The following is an 18,989-nucleotide window of genomic DNA, read 5'->3' on the forward strand; positions in this document are numbered from 1 at the left end:
GTGTCCTGCAGGTTCAGGGCTGAGCCGGAGGCGTGTTTATGCCTATCCCATTTTCGCCATCAGGATAATGCTGGATCTTGGCTGCACTTTGTAAAATCTGCCGTGTTCGGCAGGGGCGTTATCCGGTTCGAGAAAGTCATCCGGAGATTCAAGGAAGGTGTCGACGATTCTGTGCCAGAGCATCGGGGTCTTTAGCCTTGGAAGTTCGAAATCAAGTGCCTCCCAGTATGAATTGAGGATGACATGCAGCTTCTCTCCGAACAGGGGATGGGTCAGTGTGAATGCAAGAGAGTGCGAATTGTAACTGAAATCGGGTTTGCCGATTTTTATACCGTGCCAGTTTATGTATGCCTTTGTACTGCTGTATGTGCTCGAGAGTATATGCTCATCCTGAAATATGCGGCATGGTCTTATGATTTTGTTCAGCATGGTGACAAACCTTAGCAACCCGGCGTTCGACTTTACCATATCCCAGTCGAACCATGTCATCTCATTGTCCTGACAGTATGTATTATTGTTGCCTCTCTGCGTACGTCTTACTTCGTCTCCCATAAGAATCATCGGAGTGCCCTGGGAAGTGCTGAGTATGGTAAAGAAGTTTTTTATCTGCCTCAATCTCAACCTTTCGATATCGGGATCGTCTGTGCTGCCTTCAGCGCCGCAATTCCAGCTGAAGTTGTCCGTCATGCCGTCGCTGTTGCCCTGCAGATTGGCTTCATTATGCTTTTCATTGAACGATACGAGGTCGTTCATGGTAAATCCGTCATGGCAGGTGATGAGATTGATGCTTCTGTAAGGCTCTCTGTCTGGCCTTGTGTATATGTCCGGGCTTGCTATGATGCGTGAAGATAATTTCTGGACGGTTCCCTCATCACCCTTGACAAATCTCCTGACATCATCCCTGAACTGGCCGTTCCACTCTGCGAACCTGCTGCCTATGAATTTGCCAAGCTGGTACAATCCAATTGCGTCCCATGCTTCAGCAATGATCTTTGTTCCGGCAAGCACGGGTTCGGATTCAATTGACCAGAGAAGCGGCGGATTATCGAGCGGTTCACCGTTTTCTCCGCGGCAGAGGACTGATGCCAGGTCAAACCTGAAGCCGTCAACATGCATCTCGGTCACCCAGTATTTAAGGCACTCAAGGATCATTGTCCTGACAATCGAGAAGTTTGCATTGATCGAATTTCCGCATCCCGAGTAATTCTCATATTTTGAATGGTCAGCCTGAAGGATATAGTATGCATAATTATGAAAACCTTTAAGCGAGAGGGTCGGGCCTTTTTCGTCGGCTTCGGCTGTATGGTTGAAAACCACATCGAGTATGACCTCTATACCCGCCGCATGCAGTGCTTTGACCATGTCCCTGAATTCATTGACCGGGCCGAGCGGGCTTCTATCAAAGCTGTAGGAGCTGTGCGGGGCGAAAAAGGCCACAGGGCTGTAACCCCAGTAGTTTGAAAGGCCGGGTGGAGCCTCCTGGTCGTCAAACTGCTGTACGGGCATCAGTTCGACTGCGGTAATTCCGAGTTCCCTCAGGTACGGTATTTTTTGAATGAGACCCGCATAGGTCCCCCTTTTACCCTGAGGGATTCCCGAATTGGGGTTTTTTGTAAATCCTTTTACATGAAGCTCATATATGATCGATTTGGAGTGCGGTGTCATCAGGGGCCTGTCGCCGTTCCAGTCATAACCGGTGGTATCGACTACAACCGACTTCATGCAGCAGCCGATATTGTCAAAATGAAGTTTCTTGGCAGCCTCCCTGTCGTATCCGTCAGTGACTATGGCCTTTGAATAGGGGTCTATCAACACCTTGCTCCTGTCAAACCTGTGACCCATGGCAGGATTATAGGGGCCGTCAACACGGTAGCCGTAGAGCTGACCCGCTTCAATACCGGGAACGAGACAGTGCCAGTAGTAGAACGTCTTATTTTTATCCGGATCTAATTCTATGACAAGCGGCTCGGTGTCGGCGGGATTATCAAAGAGCAGGAGTTCGACGGAGCGGGAATTTTTTGTAAAAATGCAGAAATTAACGCCCGAAGGAGTAACTGTTGCGCCAAGCGGATAGCTCCTGCCGGGCAGTGCCTGGAATTCTTTCATATCTTCACCTTTATAATGTTTCGGAAAACAGAGGATTAAACATTAGACTTATAAGGCTTAAGGTTCCGCAAATCAAAAAAGATTTCATTGAAACCGGCTCACGGCCGGTTTTTATACACCTCAGGACCCGTTGTAACCTACAGTGGCCTTGCCGTTTTCGACAACAACAGGGACCCTCCTTACACCACCGGAATATTTGAGGAACTCGTTCATTCTCGATGGGTCTTTCCTTACGTCGACGTACTCAGCCCTATCTCCATAGGCCAGCCTGGCCTGGTCGGTATAGGGTCAGCCCGATTTCCCGAAAATCAAGATTTTATTATCCATATATTCCTCCTTAGTTTATATTTGCAAAATAGTCCGAAGATGACCTGATGCCAAATTATCTTATCGGATATTTTTAACCATTTTATTACATCGATATTGTTTCAAGGGCATGATTCCGCACTTGTTCATTTTGTAGGTTATGATAAAAACAAGTGATTATGGATATACTTCAGGAATACATTAAAAGTAATATTGTGCAATCATTTTGCATAACCGGCAGGCCTCTTGATCCTCTGCGCATAGGAAACGGCCACATAAACGATACATTCCTGATCAAGGTTTGTGAGGGATCGGGTCATGATTATGTGCTTCAGAGAGTAAACGGAAAAGTCTTCAGGAATATCCCGGGGCTGATGGAAAATATCAAAAGGGTTACATCACACATTAGAAGCAGGATTGAAAAAATGCCAGGCTCGCAACCCGACAGAGAATGTCTAACGCTGATACCGGCAATCGACGGGAAATCATATTTTCTGGATGAAAAAGGCGATTACTGGAGGATGTATATATTTATAAAAGACAGCCACAGCTGTGATATTGTAAGAACTGCTGAACAGGCCTTTGAAGGCGGAAAGGCTTTCGGGTGTTTCCTGGCAGGCCTTGCCGATCTGCCGGGCGGGCCTCTTAATGAAACAATACCTGATTTCCATAATATAGAAAAAAGACTCAATGACTTTTTCAGCATTACCATGAATGATCCCCTTAACAGGGCAGCATTGGCAAAGCATGAGATTGCCTTTGTCGAGAAGAGGGCCTGCCAGATGATGAAGATTCCTGATCTGATAAGAACAGGAAAAATCCCTCTGCGCGTCACACATAACGATACCAAGTTCAACAATGTGCTTCTCGATGAGAAAGACAGGGCGCTTTGCATCATAGACCTGGATACCGTAATGAACGGGTGCGTGCATTATGACTTCGGCGATTCTATAAGAACGGTCACTAACACTGGAGCCGAGGATGAAAACGATCTTGACAGGGTGTCGATGGATATCGGGCTTTTCGAGGCTTATGCAAAGGGATTCCTTTCCGAGATGGCAGGGCACCTGAACGGTGATGAGATCGATAACCTTGCATTATCATCCGGTCTTATGACCTTTATTATCGGGCTCAGATTTTTAACCGATTATATCAATGGCGACAAATATTTCAGGATTCATTATCCCGAGCAGAATATGGCTCGTACAAGGGCACAGTTCAAGCTGATAGAGAGCATGGAGCAACAGTATGAACAGATGCAGGGGAAAATAGACGATATCATCAGGGAGTGCAGATAAAAAAACAGTTTTCCTGTAATCTGTCAGATTAAAAATAAAAATACTTCCTTATTTTGGCCTCTGTTTCTTTTAGTTCTTCGGGCTTCAATTCCATTGTTATTGTCGAGTCATAGCCTTTATTCCCAAGCTCCGTGAAAATCTTTCCGTATTCGATCAGACCCTGTCCGAGTGGGAGGTGTAAATCGTCTTCAAGCCTCGTGCCTCCCCTGTTGTCATGTACGTGCACATGATCTATCTTCTCAAAGCAGTATCTGATGAAGTCGAACGATGCATTGGTTTTTGAAAGCAGCTGGGCATGGCCTATATCAAGAGTCATTCTAAGCCCCGGTATTTCATCGAACAGGGGTATGAAGCTTTCAAAATGCTCGCTAAGGTTTTCAATGCATATGGTCACGCCGCATGATGAGGCGTATTCGACGAGCTCTTTTAGAATGGGTATTTTGGCTTTTGCAATATCAGGATCGATCCATCTTGTATCCATCCAGAAATGAAGGGTGCATTTTTTGATTGATAATTCTGGACACAGGTCAAGAATACCTTTTATCTTGGGAAGAAATATTTCCTTCAGGATATCGGGTTTGACCGGGTGGTCTTCGTTCGGGAAATGTCCCATATAGCCGTTGCCGTATTTGTCTTTGATTAAGAGAAGTCTGTCGATATTTGCCCTCATATCTTCGGGCGTTTTGACAGAGATTTCGGCAAAGGGATAACCGAGTGCGGCAACCTTTTCGGCTGCATCTGGATTATGTGCCCTGCCTCCTATGACAGGCATGACTCAACCGCCTGCCTCGTTGTCGGCTTCAAGTGCTTTGATTGCCGCCTTTGCGAGATCACCGTCTTTTTTCCATATAATGCATGTGTCGATTAAAAATCTTCTGTCCATGTTGACGCTGGCCTTTTTCAGGGCATCAGGACTTCCTGCCTTGTTTGTCCACCAGCCCTGGACTGCCGCAGAGGCCATTGAGAGCAGAAGAGAATTGAGATGGGCGCACCCGTTGGGGCCGCCGAACCTTTTCCTTACCATACCGGTAAACCCAGGAGCTATTTTGAGGCCCTTGATTCCGTCAAGGGAGTCATGAACCTGCATGCATTCATTTCTGGGTACGTGAGCCAGCTCGACTTCGACATTTTCAATGTTCATACCGTGATTATCCCTGACGAGGAATCTTATTGTCATGTCATGTATCACACCGACTGGCATGGTCTGGCCCTTTGTCATCGAAAAGGTTTCTGTAAGCCTGTCGTCTCTCAGCCTTCCTTCAACAACAATTGCATCATCATCGATGCGGTAGGTTTTTATCGTAATCGAGCGTGAATGAATCGGGTCTTTTATCAATGATTTGAGGTTTTCCATAACTATTGATAGACATATCCTTCATTACGGTCAAGAAATTGTTGAAGCTGTCCTGGAATTGAATTATCAGTAAACAATTATCGGGAGGGTGAAGAAATGAGCGGTTTCCTCGGTTTTTTGATATGCTGCATTGCTGCGGTTATGATGTTCGACAGGGGAAGCATCATGCTGACAATAGTTGCTCTCTTTTTTGCTTTCATTTCATTTTTTACTTGGGGGCTTAAGCTGAGGTTGACCAAGGGTCAGGATGTAAGGCAACTCAGGCGCATAAGGGCGCGCATGATTCTTGAAAAGAAATCGCCCGAAGAGATTCAAAAGGCGCTCAGGGATAAGATATCGGCCGTGGAAAATAAGACTGCTTTTGTTCCGGGCTGGGTTTCCACTCTGTATTTTGTTTCCGTAACAGGCGGTATCATACTGCTTGTTTATGCAGGGATAGACTTGTTGAGTAAAAAATGATCAGGGATGAAGAATAAAATTAAAATCGGCATAGTGGGATGCGGGTTCGCAGGACTGTTTACAGTTTCCGGCCTCAGGAAGAAACTGAAAGATAAAGTTGATATAACCATATTCGACAGGAATAATTACCTTTTATATACACCCATGATGCATGAAGTTGCGACCGGCTCGCTCAACGCAAGACATATAGTCGTTCCACTAAGGGAAATTCTCGATCCGAGAAAGGTCAACATAAGGTGTGAAGAGGTTCTGTCTGTCGATTTGAAGGACAGGTCCATCAACACCGCGACTGGAAAGCAACTCTTTGATTATATCGTTGTAGCACCGGGCAGCGTTTCCAATTTTTACGGGATACCGGGGGTTGAAGAAAGATGCATAACTTTCAAGAACATTACGGATGTTGTGAGGCTGCGCAATGAAATTATAACCGTGCTTGAAAAGGCAACGCTCTCAAGGAATGCTGAAGAAAAAGCCCGGCTTCTTTCTATCAGCGTAGCAGGTGCAGGGTGCACCGGATGTGAAGTGGTTGCAGAGATCGCACAGTTCATTTCCATTATCTTAAAGCGCGGCTATCCTGAGATAGAGCCCTCGGACGTAACGATAAACCTCATCGAGGCATCAGGCAAGGTTCTGCCTTCATTCCCTGAATATCTTTCCGGCGTTGCGCTGGAGAGATTGAGAGAGAGCGGCATTAAAGTACGGCTGAATTCCCCGATTACAGGTGTTGACGATAAATGCATTATGCTCAAAGACGGCACATGTATTCCTACGGGAATACTTGTCTGGGCGGCAGGCATAAAAGCGCCGGAACTTTTAATGTCAGGTAATGTAAAAAAAGATACATCCGGCCGGATAATAGTCGACGCCAGCCTTCAGGTCCCTGGGAACCCCGGTGTTTACTCAATAGGTGATTTCGCCCGTACGGAAGAGGGAGGAAGGCCTCTCGCTTCAACTGCCTCGGTTGCGGTTCAGCAGGCGGCATATGTGGCAGGAGATATAAAGGACAGGATTGAGAAGAGAAAATCGAAACCTTTCAAGTTCAATTATCGAGGCGACATGGCATCGCTTGGCTTCATGTCAGGTGTAAGCGAAGTGTATGGGATCAAGATAAAGGGGTTTCCCGCCTGGATGCTCTGGAAGATTTTCAAGCTAGCGATGCTTCCGAGGTACAAAAACCGTTTCCAGATTATGGCGGACTGGATCATCACATGGCTTTTCAAACGTGATACGTCCCGGTTCATAGAACCGCCGTGCAGATAGGGAGGAATCATGAAGGATGTTCTGTTCGGCGGGATAGAGGCGGGCGGCACCAAGTTCTGCTGTGCTGTCGGTGATGAAAAAGGCCGTATTATCGATGAGACAATAATACCTACGGCGCATCCTGATGTCACATTGCCCAGGGTGATTGAATATTTCAGGACCATTCATGAAAAGACGCCTCTCTCGGCCTTCGGTATTGCCTCATTCGGCCCGGTTGACCTGAACAGGGATTCTCAATTTTACGGATTTACGACAACACCGCCCAAGCCCGGATGGCAGATGTTTGATTTTGCAGGGGCCTTGAAAAAGTCATTCAACCTTCCAGTCGGATTTGACACGGATGTGAATGGTGCCGCTCTGGGTGAATTCCGATGGGGCGCCGCAAGAGGGCTGAATACATTTATTTATATAACCGTTGGAACCGGGATAGGGGGCGGCGGCATGGCTGCCGGTAATATCATGCACGGCCTGGTCCATCCTGAAATGGGGCATATCTTCATACCTCATGACCGATCAAGGGATCCTTTTGACGGTATATGTCCCTATCACGGGGACTGTCTCGAAGGATTGGCATCAGGACCTTCCATTCAAAAGAGGTGGGGGGTTGAAAAAGCATCGGACCTTCCTTCAGGTCACCAGGGATGGGCGCTCGAGGCGGATTATCTGGCTTATGCGTTTGCGTGCTATTCTTTAATGATATCACCTCAGAGAATTATCGCAGGCGGCGGCGTGATGAAGACTTCTGGCCTGATTGAAATGATTAGGCTCCGCGTCAGAAGACTTCTTAACGGATATGTCCGGCACAGTATGATACTCGATGAAATAGATAATTACATTGTTCCGCCGGGGCTTGGCGACAGGTCAGGAACATGCGGGGCACTGGCGCTTGCAGAACAGGCTTATTTAAAAATCAGATAAATACCTGATACGGTATATTTATAGATATGGCTTCAAAAAAGTTCCGAGTGCAGTATAGTGAAACAGCCTGTCATAATCGATGATTCCCGCCAGCGCCCTTGAATGGATGCGAATGCCTTTTTCTTCAAGAACTGCAATGGGATTGAGTCCGCCTGTTACTACTGAACCTATGCGGCCGCCACTGACAGGAATATCAAGCAGCGGCTGGCTGGGCCTGCCAATCAGTGTAAACCCGCCGAGCCCGGTTTTCTTGAGTTTGCTGTCAACATCATAAACCTTTTCAAGACAGTCCGAAGGGAACTCTCTGAATCCTGCGCCAATCCGGCCTTTTCCGGTTGATATAGCACCGGAGTTGTCAGTCATTCCACTCTTGATGAATATCTCCAAGGGATCAAGACTCGTGCCGTCATACATTATGATTTCAGTAAATCTCGATGGTTTGAAATCCCTTATCTCGAGCAGACCGCCAAACTTTGATATCATGGGAATCCCAGCCTTCAGCAACACTCCGTTCAAGGTTATAGAACAAACAGTGCCTATGCCGACCATACCATCTGGAACCGTAGTCGATCCGATGTTTTCCCCGGGCCCGAAAAGGGTTATCATTTCACCCATGGCGAAGCCGTTCTCGTATACCTGATAGATTGATTCGATATTATCTTTCACCTGTCCCGGTTTGACGATTGATATATTTACTATGACGGTTCCGGATTGTTCCTTGAGGTCAAAGCTCATTTTGTATGTGATCTGATCAATTTTTGCGGAGAGAAATCCCACTCTTTCAATGATCCTGGAAGATTCAATTTCCCTCAGGCCTGTTTCGGTGATGATTCGACCCTTTCTCCCTATTTTTGATGTCAATCCTTCATCATCGAGATCCTTCAGGTACATCCTGATTGCCCGTTCGCTCATTGACTGGCCGGCATACCTGAGTTCATCCATAATATGAGCGCTTCCCAGAGGTTTCCCTGCATCCCTGAGGACATTAAGGATGAGCATTTTCTTTCTGGTTTTTCTTTCTTCCATAAAGCCTTTTTCCTGTAATTTAACTCCCGTGTCAAGGAAGTGAATACGTAATTTTGCCGGTCGAGTATTATTTTATAGCGATTTTATCAAATCAAATAACCGTTTGAAAATGGGCAAAAATGCCGTTAACAAAAATATAATATTTTGATAACGGCAAATATGCCGCAATAAAAATGACTTGTAAAGACTCTATAAAAGCCACCAAGCGTGTTGACTCGATGTGTTTATAGTGATAAAAAACAATTAGAAAGATAGGTTAAACGGCAATAAATTGCCGTAATAAAATACTCAACACACTACATGGAGGTAGTATGATTAAAGAGTTGTTTGAAAAGGTAAAAGCCAAGAATCCGGGAGAATTGGAGTTTCATCAGGCGGTATGGGAAGTTTTCGAATCACTGGAAAAATTCATCGACAAAAATCCCAGATACAGAAAGGCCAAGGTTCTGGAAAGAATTGTTGAACCTGAGCGGGTAATAATGTTCCGTGTGCCATGGGTGGATGACAAAGGTGAGATTCAGGTAAATCGTGGTTTCCGTATACAGATGAACAGCGCAATCGGTCCATATAAGGGCGGTCTTCGATTTCATCCAAGCGTAAATCTGGGCATACTTAAATTTCTTGCATTTGAGCAGGTTTTCAAAAACTCCCTTACGACTCTTCCAATGGGAGGAGGAAAAGGCGGTTCGGATTTCGATCCCAAAGGCAAGAGTGATGCTGAAGTGATGCGTTTCTGCCAGAGCTTTATGTCCGAACTGTTCCGCCACATCGGGCAATTTACAGATGTTCCGGCCGGTGACATCGGTGTCGGCGGCAGAGAGATCGGTTTCCTGTATGGTCAGTATAAAAGATTGGCAAATGAAGTGACAGGGGTGCTTACCGGCAAAGGTCTTACCTGGGGTGGAAGCCTTATAAGGCCTGAGGCCACAGGTTATGGCGCCACATATTTTGCTCAGGAAATGCTAGCAACAAGAAAGGAAAAAATTGACGGCAAAATAGTTGCGGTATCGGGTTCGGGCAATGTTGCACAGTATACTGTAGAAAAGTGCAATCAACTTGGAGCAAAGGTCGTTACGCTATCCGATTCCGATGGCACGATCGTTGACGAAGCCGGTATTGATGCCGAAAAGCTTGCATATGTAATGGAACTAAAAAACATTACACGTGGCCGGATAAAAGAATATGTGAAGAAGTATCCGAAAGCAAAATATTATGAAGGAAAACGACCGTGGTTTGTGAAATGTGATGTGGCATTTCCTTCTGCAACGCAGAATGAAATCAGCAGAAAGGATGCCGAAACTCTGGTTAAGAACGGCTGCATATGTGTGTCTGAGGGTGCAAATATGCCGACCGAACCCGGTGGAATAGAAATCTTCATCAAGGCAAAGATTCTGTATGGCCCGGGAAAGGCGGCCAACGCTGGAGGGGTCGCAACTTCCGGCCTTGAAATGAGCCAGAACAGCATGAGGCTTTCATGGTCAAGAGACGAGGTGGATGCAAACCTGAAGAAGATCATGGAGAGCATTCATGAAACCTGTGTAAAATATGGCAAGGATGGAAAATACATTAACTATGTGAACGGTGCCAATATAGGCGGGTTTGTAAAAGTAGCAGATGCAATGATTGATCAGGGCGTATAAAAGAATTCCATAAGCAATAAAAATGCCTCATGATCCATTAAGGATCATGGGGTATTTTATTTATATTGATATAACTTGACTTAATCCTCTTTTTTAAAAAAAACTAATCCCAAAGCAACAGAAATCAGTAAAAACAAAAAAATTACCGCCGTTAAAATAACCTGAATACTTTCCAAAAGAACAAACAGTTATAACTGGCATGCCCTATCAATACAAAATATAACCAAGGAACAAAATAATAAAAGTAAGAAAAATAATAAAAAGCTTGACAATAATAAATGAATCTCGTATTAAGCCGATAGTGATTAAAATCAAATTATTTAAAGGGAGGTTTAAGATATGAAAAAGGTAGTTGTTTCATTGCTGGTTGTTTTCACAATACTTATGTCCTTTTCCCTGCATGCGGCTTCAGGGAAAAAACCCGGGGTGGGCAATGATGTTCTTGAAGGAAAGCTTAACATCAATACGGCAACCTCGATTGAATTTCAGATGCTTCCGGGAATAGGGCAGAAAAAGGCTGATGCGATTGTTGCATATCGGAGTGCGCACGGACCTTTCAAAGCTGTAAATGATCTTGATAAGATCAAGGGTATCGGTAAGGCAAGACTTGAAAAAATAAGGCCTTTCTGTATGCTTGAGGGTAAGTCGACATTAAAAGTGGTCAAGTAGCAGCCGGAAATTAAAAGTGAATAGCAGATATCAGGCTGCTATTCACTTTTGTTCTTATCAGATAGTTTCTTCAGTTCTCCAAACAGTTTCTTCTGCTCGGCACTCAATTGTGAAGGTAGTACAATCTTAATCTGTGCAAAAAGATCGCCTTTGTGTGAGAGTCCTCGTCCTTTAAATCTTAAGCGCTGTCCGGATGATATCCCGGCCGGGATTTTCAGTTTGACCTTGCCTTCAAGTGTTTCTATCTCCAGTGTCCCACCAAGAGCCGCATCCCAGGGCATGACAGGCACATCCATGATCAGGTTTTCTCCCTCGATCTTGAATCTGCTGTCCGGCTGGATACGAAGTATCAGATATAGATCTCCGGAACCTCCCGGGCCGGGGTTTCCCTGACCGGAGAGCCTTATTTTCATGCCGTCGTGGGCGCCTTTTGGAACTTTGAAATTAAGCCTTTTAATGCCATTTGGCCCCTGAAGCGCGATTTCTTTTGTTACACCATTGTGAGCGTCTTCGAGCGATATTGATATTTCACTTTCTATATCGCTGCCGACTGGCGCCTGCCTCCTGAATGAATGCTGTTCCGGTCTTCCTCCCATGCCGCCAAAACCGCCGAATAAGGTTTCAAAGAAATCCGAGAAGCCTCCTCCGGACGTATGTGGAGATCCGCCAAAATCAAACCTGAAAGATCTACCCTGTCCTCTTTGCCCTCCGAAATTAAAGAATTCCTCAAAACCCGGTGGTGGTGAAAAATCCTGTCCCTGCTGCCAGTTGCTGCCAAGGGCATCATATCTTGCCCTTTTTTCAGGATCGCTCAAGACTTCATGCGCCTCGTTGATTTCCTTGAATCTCTGTTCGGCATTAGGATCATCTTTGCAGGTATCAGGGTGGCATTTCCTGGCGAGTTTTCTATAGGACTTCTTGATCTCATCAGGCGATGCATCTCTTTCAACGCCAAGAATTTTATAATAGTCTTTATATTCCACTTTCCTGTCTCCTTTGACAGCATAAACGATCTTTTATTATTGAATTAGTTACTAATGAAGCAGAAATCAATAACCATGTAAAACTTTAGCCCGGAAATTCATGAGAACTGCTTTCAAACGGGTGGGGTAAAGGATTAAAGCCTGGTTTCTATCGGGCCAAGTATGATCTCGGGAAGTTTCAGGATTCTGTCTGTCAGAAAACCGGCCTGTTTTATTGCGGAAATTGCATAATCCAAATATTCAACAACCGTTTTCCTGCATCTGTTCAGAATATCATTGCCAAGCCCCGGCATAATAATATTGCGCCATTTTACAGGATCTTCGGTTGCAGAAAGATCGGAAATAATGTCAGGTCTTTCATTGAAAAGATAAATAAGGGGAAGTGTTGATTTGCGTTCGAAAATATCATTGCAGGCATCCTTGTCATCATCTTTCAAAGGATAGACATTTATTACATCGTCAACAATCTGGAATGCCATGCCAATGCTCTTCCCAAAATCGGATAGCGCCACAATTCTGACCGGATCCAGATCGGCTATGAGTCCGGGTGTTATTGTGCAAAGCTCAAACAGCGATGCTGTTTTCAGGTAGATTATATCAAGGTATGTATTGATGTTGTTATGAAAAGATGCAGCATATTCTATTTCCTTCAATTCCCCTTCAGCCATTTTTTTTATTGTTCTGACGATTGACTGAGCGATTCTGATATTTCCAATGGAAAAAACTATATCCAATGCCGTGGCTGAAAGAAAATCGCCTGCAAGCAGGGCGGGTTTGTCACCGTATACCTGATTGGCGGTCGGCTTGAACCGTCTGATTTCGGTTCCATCAACGACGTCGTCATGAAGAAGGCTTGCAGTATGAAGAATCTCGACAGAATAGGCCATGGGCATTATTTTTTCAGGATCGACGCCTACAGCCTCACCCATCATGAGAACAAGTTTGGGTCTTAACCGTTTTCCTCCCGATCCAAGAATATAACCGGCAATTTCACCTGTAAGCCTGCTTGAGCTTATTGTGATGTCTAATAATCCCTTTTCAAACTCTTTATTCATTCGGTGAAGCTATACCAGAGCAGGCAGGTCATAGCAATTTAAAACATAACTCAAAACTGCTCTGTTTTGTAAAAGGACAGGTCCAGTTCCGCAGTACAAACACGGTTTGTTATGCTCTGTCTGAGAGGAAGACCGGTTTTGCCGAAAACCTTCAGCATCTGCATGTTGTCCTCCCATATGTAAGCAATCATTTTTTTGAAGCCAAGGTCATGTGCGATTCCAAGAATGTATTTCAAAAGAAACGTTCCTATTCCTATGTTCTGCCAGTTCGGATGAACCATGGCGGCAAACTCGCAAACATCATCCATATCCTCTTTCGTCTCACGTGCAATATGAGCCACGGCTATTATGCCTTCTTCTTTCAGGTTTGAAAGGGTTACCACCAGTGCCATGGAATTAATGTAATCGGAACTGACAAGTGGCTGAGCCTGCTGGTGATGCAATGCGGAAACATTTCTCAAAAACCTGTAAAATTTGTCATGCCGGCTCATTGCATAAAAAAGGTCCTGGATGCCCCTTTCATCAGTAACTTTAATCGGGCGGACCAAAAGCTTTTCTCCTCCCATGAAAAGTTCCTTTTCATATTTTTCGGGATACAAAGTGTTGTCAGGAGGTAAAAACTGGTCCTTATAAACGTAGTTCAGTCGTTTTGCTTCCTGAAGGAGCCATGACCTGAATTTCGGGTGAGCAATCGTTATCAGCGCCAATGATCTTTCTCTGATGGATTTGCCAAATAGATCGGCATGTCCGAATTCAGTCACGACATAGTGTATATCGGCCTGGGTGGTAATGATTCCTATCTTATTATCTGAGAACTCGGGGACGATTCTGGAAAATTTTCCATCACGTGAAGTTGACCTTAATGCAATAATACCTTTTCCCCCCTCGGTGAGCATGGCGGTTCTGTTGAATGTTGCATGTCCAAGGGCACCGAAATACCCGAAATTATCACTCATGCCTACGCATGACTGTCCTGTAAGATCTATTTCCACAGCACCGTTTATGGCCACCATTTTCTTATGCGAAAGAATATTCTGGGGATCTGTCGTATAACTTAGATTTTTAATTTCCACGCTTGGATTGTCATTTACGAAATCAAAGATCTTTGATGTTCCGATGCAGAAGCTGGCAACTGTTTTACCGTTGTCGATATCTTTTTTGATGTTTGTAATGACACCGCTATCCATAAGATCGCAGATTTCATCTGTAATGATTTCAGAATGAACGCCAAGATCCTTTTTGTTTTTAAGCGCCCGCAGAGCGGAATTCGGTATTCGGCCGAATCCGACCTGTATGGTTGAACCGTCATCAATCAGCCTGGCGATGTTTTCACCGACCTTGATAGTTTCGGAATCCTGTTCATCCTGAGGTATTTCCAGCAAAGGTTCATCCTTTTCGATTATATAATCCACTTTGCTTATATGTACAAACCCGTCACCAAAGCTCCTTGGCATGCGGGAGTTGACCTGTGCAATAATGACGTCTGCTTTTTCAATTATAATTTTAGCCAGGTCTACTGTTATGCCAAGGCTCATAAAACCATGTTTGTCAGGAAGTCCCAGCTGGATGATAGCAGTATTAATCCGTATATAGCCCTGGGAAAACAGCTTGATAAGACCTGTTGAAGAAAGCGGCATATGATCGGCGCTTCCTTCCTCGTAAGCAGAACTGACTTTAGAAGAAATAAAAAATGATTTGATCCTGAAACGTGAGCCGTATTCACCGCCGAAATCTGAATATCCCCTTAATGGAATGGATGTATATATTTCAACATCGCTTAATTCCCTGTTTTCGAGAATGAGTTCCTTAACGAGATATTGGGGTTCACTGCATCCGGTTTCAATATATACCCTAGAACCTGGACGGATTATGTCTTTTATCTGTTTCGGGGTAACTTTTTTTCTTTCATATTCATCTTTCCACAAAACTGCCTCCTTAATCTCATTAGATATTGTATTAACACTTCCCTTATATCAGGCTGTTAAAGGCAGACTGTATTCGTTCAGGGTTTCCTCAATGATTCTCCTGACCTTCTGGAGGAGAATATCCTTGTCATTGTCGGAATAAGCGCTTGTATCGATGGGATCTCCTATTATTATCTTCAGAATTCCTGGCCGTATCCTGATTGCTCTTTTGGGAAGAAGACGGTAACTGCCGATTATTGCAACAGGGATGATTGGAAGTTTTGCCTTCAGTGCAAGGACAACACCGCCCTTTTTGAAGGTTTGAAGGATACCGTCTGAACTGCGGGTTCCTTCTGCGAAAAAGAATGCGCTGATGCCGTTCTTTAAATCCTTTATTGATTTGTTTATAGTTTCCACGGCCTTCGTGTGATCTGATCTGTCAATGAAAATCATTCGTCCAAGTTTGGCTGCCCATCCGAATATCGGAATTTTTGCAAGCGAGCTCTTGCCTATGAATCTGAGAGTTTGCGGTATAACCAGTATTACTGCGAGAGGGTCGAGATTACTGGCATGATTTGATATGAAAACATATGATTTTTCATGCACGAACTTTTCAAGTCCGATCACTTGAATTTTAACCCTGTTGGTCTTCATGATGAGCCAGGACCAGGCGCATCCCAATTTGAACGGAAGTTTTCCCGTTTTGCTTACCAGTGCAATAAATATTACCGGAATACCGAGTAAAATCGTATAGATGACAGTTGTAACTGTTGTCCACAACGCCATGACGCCGTCTGTTATTTTTCTGAACAGTTTGTTCATGATGGGCATATTATGATTAAGATGGATATTTTATTCAATATTAAAAACGTGAGATTGACACTGTCCGGTAATGATTATATCAGGGCATAATAAATTTCTGGAGGATGCCTCATGCTTAATGAGATTACGATAACAAGGGCCATACTTGACACATATTTCAAGAAGATAAAAGACGCATTGGACATTGATGTGGCAATTGTCGGTGGAGGCCCTTCAGGACTTGTCTGCGGATATTATCTGGCAAAAGCCGGGAAAAAAGTCGCCATGTTCGAGAGGAAACTTGCAGTTGGTGGCGGTATGTGGGGCGGCGGCATGATGTTCAATGAAATAGTGGTTCAAGATGCCGCTAAAACAATTATTGATGAATTCGGTATGAAATCTGAAAATTACGAGGAAGAGTATTATACAATAGATGCCGTTGAAGCGGTTTCTGCCCTTATATATAAATCTGTCAGTGCGGGGCTTAAGATATTTAACCTTGTTTCAATGGAGGACGTTGTCTTTAAAAGCGGAAAAGTATGCGGGCTTGTCATAAACTGGACGCCCGTTGAGCTTAACAGGCTTCATGTTGACCCTCTGACCATTCATTCAAAATATGTGCTTGATGCAACAGGGCATCCCGCTGAAGTTGTCGGGGTGCTTATCAAGAAAATGGGGGTAAAGCTCAATACTCCTACAGGCGGAATAATGGGGGAGAAATCAATGGATGCAGATATGGGTGAGATGCATACTGTTGAAAACACCCGTGAATGCTTTCCGGGGCTATATGTTTCAGGGATGGCCGCGAATGCTGTTTACGGCGGATACAGAATGGGTCCGGTGTTCGGCGGGATGCTTCTGTCAGGCAAAAAAGCCGCCACTTTGATATTGGAAAACCTTTAATGAATGACGGGATTGACCGCATAATAGATGCAAATATAAACCGCGTGACCGAAGGTCTTCGTGTGGTTGAAGACATATTCAGGTACAGCATCGTATCAGATGAGATACAGCAGCGGCTGAAAGACTTGCGCCATAATCTTGTAACTGTTGTCGACAGAGGGGATGTTATCCTGGCAAGAAACTCTCTTGATGATGTCGGTTACTTATCCAGCGGTGCGAACGAGTACAATAGATCAGAACCGGGCGATATCGTTTCGGCAAACCTCAAGAGGGCGGAAGAGGGATTGAGGGTGCTTGAAGAGGTGTACAAAATAGGGAAGAAGGACAAATCGTCCTTAATGAAAAAGCTCAGGTATGAGTTATATGAGCTTGAAAAAAAAGCTTATGCCAAAATGAAAAGGAAGCTTCTGCCAAAAGGCCTTTATCTTGTGATGACAAATCCCAGAACGGGATATGAGGATATTGCTCTTTTGGCTGTAAAGGCGGGTTTGCCTGTAATACAGATAAGGCAGAAAAAAGGGTCTGACAGGGAACTGATGAACATAGCCTTCAAGATAAGGGAAATAACCTCAGGCACGAAGACGCTGTTTATAGTCAATGACAGACTGGATATTGCGAGGATGTGTAATGCAGACGGTGTGCATCTCGGACAGGATGATATCGAGCCGGGAAGGGCAAAAGATTTCCTCGGAGATAATTTCATGATAGGGCTTTCGACACATAACCTGTCTCAGGTGGAAAAGGCGCAGAACGAGCCCTTGGATTACATAGGATTCGGGCCGATCTGGGAGACGGATTCGAAAGAAAGACCAGATCCCGTGACAGGGGTTGAAAAATTAAGAAAAGCAGTGGAGAAATCGCATCATCCGGTGGTTGCCATAGGTGGAATAAACAGGGATAATGTAGGAGAACTAAAGGGAACAGGCATAAACAACATCGCTGTTATCAGAGCAGTTCAGGATGCAATGGATCCTTATGCGGAGATGACTTTCCTGAATAATTTTGGAGAAAACATATGACACTGCTTGAAAATGCAAGAAAAGGGATAATAACGGATGAAATGACAGTGGTTGCCAGGTATGAGGGGCTCAGTCCCGAATATGTCAGGAAAGGGCTGGCTGAAGGAACCATTGTAATTCCGAAGAACAGCAAAAGAAATCTTGAGTACATAAGAGGAATTGGAAAAGGACTCAGGACTAAAATAAATGCTAATATCGGTTCTTCTCCGTATCATATGGATATGAATGAGGAACTTAGAAAACTCAAGGCTGCCGTCGAGGCAGGCGCTGATTCCGTTATGGACCTTTCACTGGGATGCAGTCTTAATGCGATCAGGAAGAAGATAATAAAGGCCTCACCCGTAATGGTTGGCACGGTACCCATCTATCAGACTGCTTATGACCTGTCACGGAAGAAAAAAGACATTACCGATATGAGCATCAAAGATTTTCTCAAGACAGTTGAATCTCAGGCCAGAGAAGGTGTCGATTTCATGACGATACATTCCGGCGTCAATCTGAATGCACTGAATGCCCTCCAGCGGCAAAGCAGGATACTGGATGTCGTGAGCAGGGGCGGCGCATTCATGGTTTCTTGGATGAGAAAGAATTCAAAGGAATCTCCGTTATATGAATACTATGACGACATACTGGATATTCTTTCTGAATATGATGTCACGGTATCCCTCGGGGACGGTATGAGACCGGGATCGATTGCGGATGCGACAGACCGCGCCCAGATAACAGAACTTGTAACGCTGGGCGAACTTGCGCAACGCGCCAGGGAGAAAGGTGTGCAGGCTATGATTGAAGGTCCGGGCCATGTACCACTTCACATGGTTGAAGAGAATATAAAACTACAGAAATCATTGTGCAAAGGGGCCCCGTTTTATGTACTTGGTCCTCTGGTGACAGACTGTGCAAGCGGCTATGATCATATAGCGGGTGCAATAGGCGGAGCCCTTGCAGCTTATATGGGTGCTGACTTCCTGTGCTATGTAACGCCTGCAGAACACCTGATGCTGCCTACGGTCGAACATGTGGTTGATGGAGTCATAGCGTCCAGGATTGCAGCCCATGCAGCCGACCTGGCAAAAGGTATGACATATGCATGGGAGAGGGACATCGCCATGTCGAAGGCAAGAAAGGAACTTGACTGGGAAACCCAGATCGAACTTTCATTCAATCCTGAAAATGCAAAAAAGCTCAGGGAATCAAGTGAAATCGGAAACTCCGATGTCTGTACCATGTGCGGCGAATTTTGTGCTATTAAAAGGATCAGAGAATCCGGTTTATAGGCAGGAGAGTG

Annotated in this window: 18 protein-coding genes; 9 read left to right on the forward strand and 9 right to left on the reverse strand. The window is 44.8% G+C overall.

Annotated features, from left to right (window positions below; all coding sequences use genetic code 11):
* Positions 1 to 42: 42 nt before the first annotated feature.
* Entirely contained in the window at positions 43 to 2,106 is a 2,064-nt protein-coding gene (glgX, locus tag VIS94_16855) for a glycogen debranching protein GlgX (protein HEY9162748.1), read from the reverse strand.
* Positions 2,107 to 2,226: 120 nt separating this feature from the next.
* Complete coding sequence (locus VIS94_16860; GenBank protein ID HEY9162749.1) at positions 2,227 to 2,433, reverse strand: UXX-star (seleno)protein family 1; 207 nt, start codon at positions 2,431 to 2,433, stop codon at positions 2,227 to 2,229.
* A gap of 158 nt (positions 2,434 to 2,591) precedes the next feature.
* Here VIS94_16860 and VIS94_16865 point away from each other — a divergent pair, with 158 nt between their 5' ends.
* On the forward strand, positions 2,592 to 3,710 hold the full coding sequence (locus VIS94_16865) for an aminoglycoside phosphotransferase family protein (protein HEY9162750.1): 1,119 nt from the start codon (positions 2,592 to 2,594) through the stop codon (positions 3,708 to 3,710).
* 28 nt (positions 3,711 to 3,738) lie between these two features.
* On the opposite strand, the gene VIS94_16870 is transcribed toward VIS94_16865, so the two are convergent.
* On the reverse strand, positions 3,739 to 4,482 hold the full coding sequence (locus VIS94_16870) for a sugar phosphate isomerase/epimerase (protein ID HEY9162751.1): 744 nt from the start codon (positions 4,480 to 4,482) through the stop codon (positions 3,739 to 3,741).
* A gap of 3 nt (positions 4,483 to 4,485) precedes the next feature.
* Positions 4,486 to 5,064, reverse strand: a complete 579-nt coding sequence (locus tag VIS94_16875) for a DUF2889 domain-containing protein (GenBank protein ID HEY9162752.1) — start codon at positions 5,062 to 5,064, stop codon at positions 4,486 to 4,488.
* Between the two features lie 96 nt (positions 5,065 to 5,160).
* Between VIS94_16875 and VIS94_16880 the strand changes: the two genes are divergently transcribed.
* The 3 genes from VIS94_16880 to VIS94_16890 are packed head-to-tail and all read left to right on the forward strand — an operon-like array spanning position 5,161 to position 7,701.
* Positions 5,161 to 5,523, forward strand: a complete 363-nt coding sequence (locus tag VIS94_16880) for a hypothetical protein (protein HEY9162753.1) — start codon at positions 5,161 to 5,163, stop codon at positions 5,521 to 5,523.
* A gap of 6 nt (positions 5,524 to 5,529) precedes the next feature.
* A complete protein-coding gene (locus VIS94_16885; protein HEY9162754.1) occupies positions 5,530 to 6,783 on the forward strand; it encodes an NAD(P)/FAD-dependent oxidoreductase in 1,254 nt (417 codons plus the stop codon).
* 9 nt (positions 6,784 to 6,792) lie between these two features.
* A complete protein-coding gene (locus VIS94_16890) occupies positions 6,793 to 7,701 on the forward strand; it encodes an ROK family protein (GenBank protein HEY9162755.1) in 909 nt (302 codons plus the stop codon).
* Positions 7,702 to 7,719: 18 nt separating this feature from the next.
* Here VIS94_16890 and VIS94_16895 read toward each other — a convergent pair whose 3' ends face one another.
* The gene (locus VIS94_16895; GenBank protein HEY9162756.1) at positions 7,720 to 8,727 is read right to left on the reverse strand and encodes an NrpR regulatory domain-containing protein; all 1,008 of its coding nucleotides are present in this window, start codon (positions 8,725 to 8,727) and stop codon (positions 7,720 to 7,722) included.
* A gap of 311 nt (positions 8,728 to 9,038) precedes the next feature.
* Here VIS94_16895 and gdhA point away from each other — a divergent pair, with 311 nt between their 5' ends.
* Together gdhA and VIS94_16905 are read left to right on the forward strand one after the other, a co-directional pair.
* Positions 9,039 to 10,367, forward strand: a complete 1,329-nt coding sequence (gene gdhA / locus VIS94_16900) for an NADP-specific glutamate dehydrogenase (GenBank protein HEY9162757.1) — start codon at positions 9,039 to 9,041, stop codon at positions 10,365 to 10,367.
* A gap of 339 nt (positions 10,368 to 10,706) precedes the next feature.
* Positions 10,707 to 11,036, forward strand: a complete 330-nt coding sequence (locus VIS94_16905; GenBank protein HEY9162758.1) for a helix-hairpin-helix domain-containing protein — start codon at positions 10,707 to 10,709, stop codon at positions 11,034 to 11,036.
* Between the two features lie 38 nt (positions 11,037 to 11,074).
* On the opposite strand, the gene VIS94_16910 is transcribed toward VIS94_16905, so the two are convergent.
* The 4 genes from VIS94_16910 to VIS94_16925 form a co-directional block, all read right to left on the reverse strand.
* On the reverse strand, positions 11,075 to 12,019 hold the full coding sequence (locus VIS94_16910; protein HEY9162759.1) for a DnaJ C-terminal domain-containing protein: 945 nt from the start codon (positions 12,017 to 12,019) through the stop codon (positions 11,075 to 11,077).
* A gap of 134 nt (positions 12,020 to 12,153) precedes the next feature.
* A complete protein-coding gene (locus VIS94_16915; protein HEY9162760.1) occupies positions 12,154 to 13,074 on the reverse strand; it encodes a polyprenyl synthetase family protein in 921 nt (306 codons plus the stop codon).
* 50 nt (positions 13,075 to 13,124) lie between these two features.
* Entirely contained in the window at positions 13,125 to 14,999 is a 1,875-nt protein-coding gene (locus tag VIS94_16920; protein HEY9162761.1) for a GNAT family N-acetyltransferase, read from the reverse strand.
* Between the two features lie 48 nt (positions 15,000 to 15,047).
* Positions 15,048 to 15,800 carry a lysophospholipid acyltransferase family protein gene (locus VIS94_16925; protein HEY9162762.1) on the reverse strand — a complete coding sequence of 251 codons (753 nt, stop codon included), beginning with the start codon at positions 15,798 to 15,800 and terminating at the stop codon, positions 15,048 to 15,050.
* 111 nt (positions 15,801 to 15,911) lie between these two features.
* Between VIS94_16925 and VIS94_16930 the strand changes: the two genes are divergently transcribed.
* The 3 genes from VIS94_16930 to thiC are packed head-to-tail and all read left to right on the forward strand — an operon-like array spanning position 15,912 to position 18,978.
* The gene (locus VIS94_16930; GenBank protein HEY9162763.1) at positions 15,912 to 16,682 is read left to right on the forward strand and encodes a sulfide-dependent adenosine diphosphate thiazole synthase; all 771 of its coding nucleotides are present in this window, start codon (positions 15,912 to 15,914) and stop codon (positions 16,680 to 16,682) included.
* The gene (gene thiE, locus VIS94_16935) at positions 16,682 to 17,701 is read left to right on the forward strand and encodes a thiamine phosphate synthase (GenBank protein HEY9162764.1); all 1,020 of its coding nucleotides are present in this window, start codon (positions 16,682 to 16,684) and stop codon (positions 17,699 to 17,701) included. The genes VIS94_16930 and thiE overlap by 1 nt, the downstream gene beginning before the upstream one ends.
* The gene (gene thiC / locus VIS94_16940) at positions 17,698 to 18,978 is read left to right on the forward strand and encodes a phosphomethylpyrimidine synthase ThiC (GenBank protein ID HEY9162765.1); all 1,281 of its coding nucleotides are present in this window, start codon (positions 17,698 to 17,700) and stop codon (positions 18,976 to 18,978) included. Before thiE ends, thiC begins: the two co-directional genes overlap by 4 nt.
* Positions 18,979 to 18,989: the final 11 nt, after the last annotated feature.

The organism is Desulfomonilia bacterium (assembly GCA_036567785.1).
Lineage (GTDB): Bacteria > Desulfobacterota > Desulfomonilia > UBA1062 > UBA1062 > DATCTV01.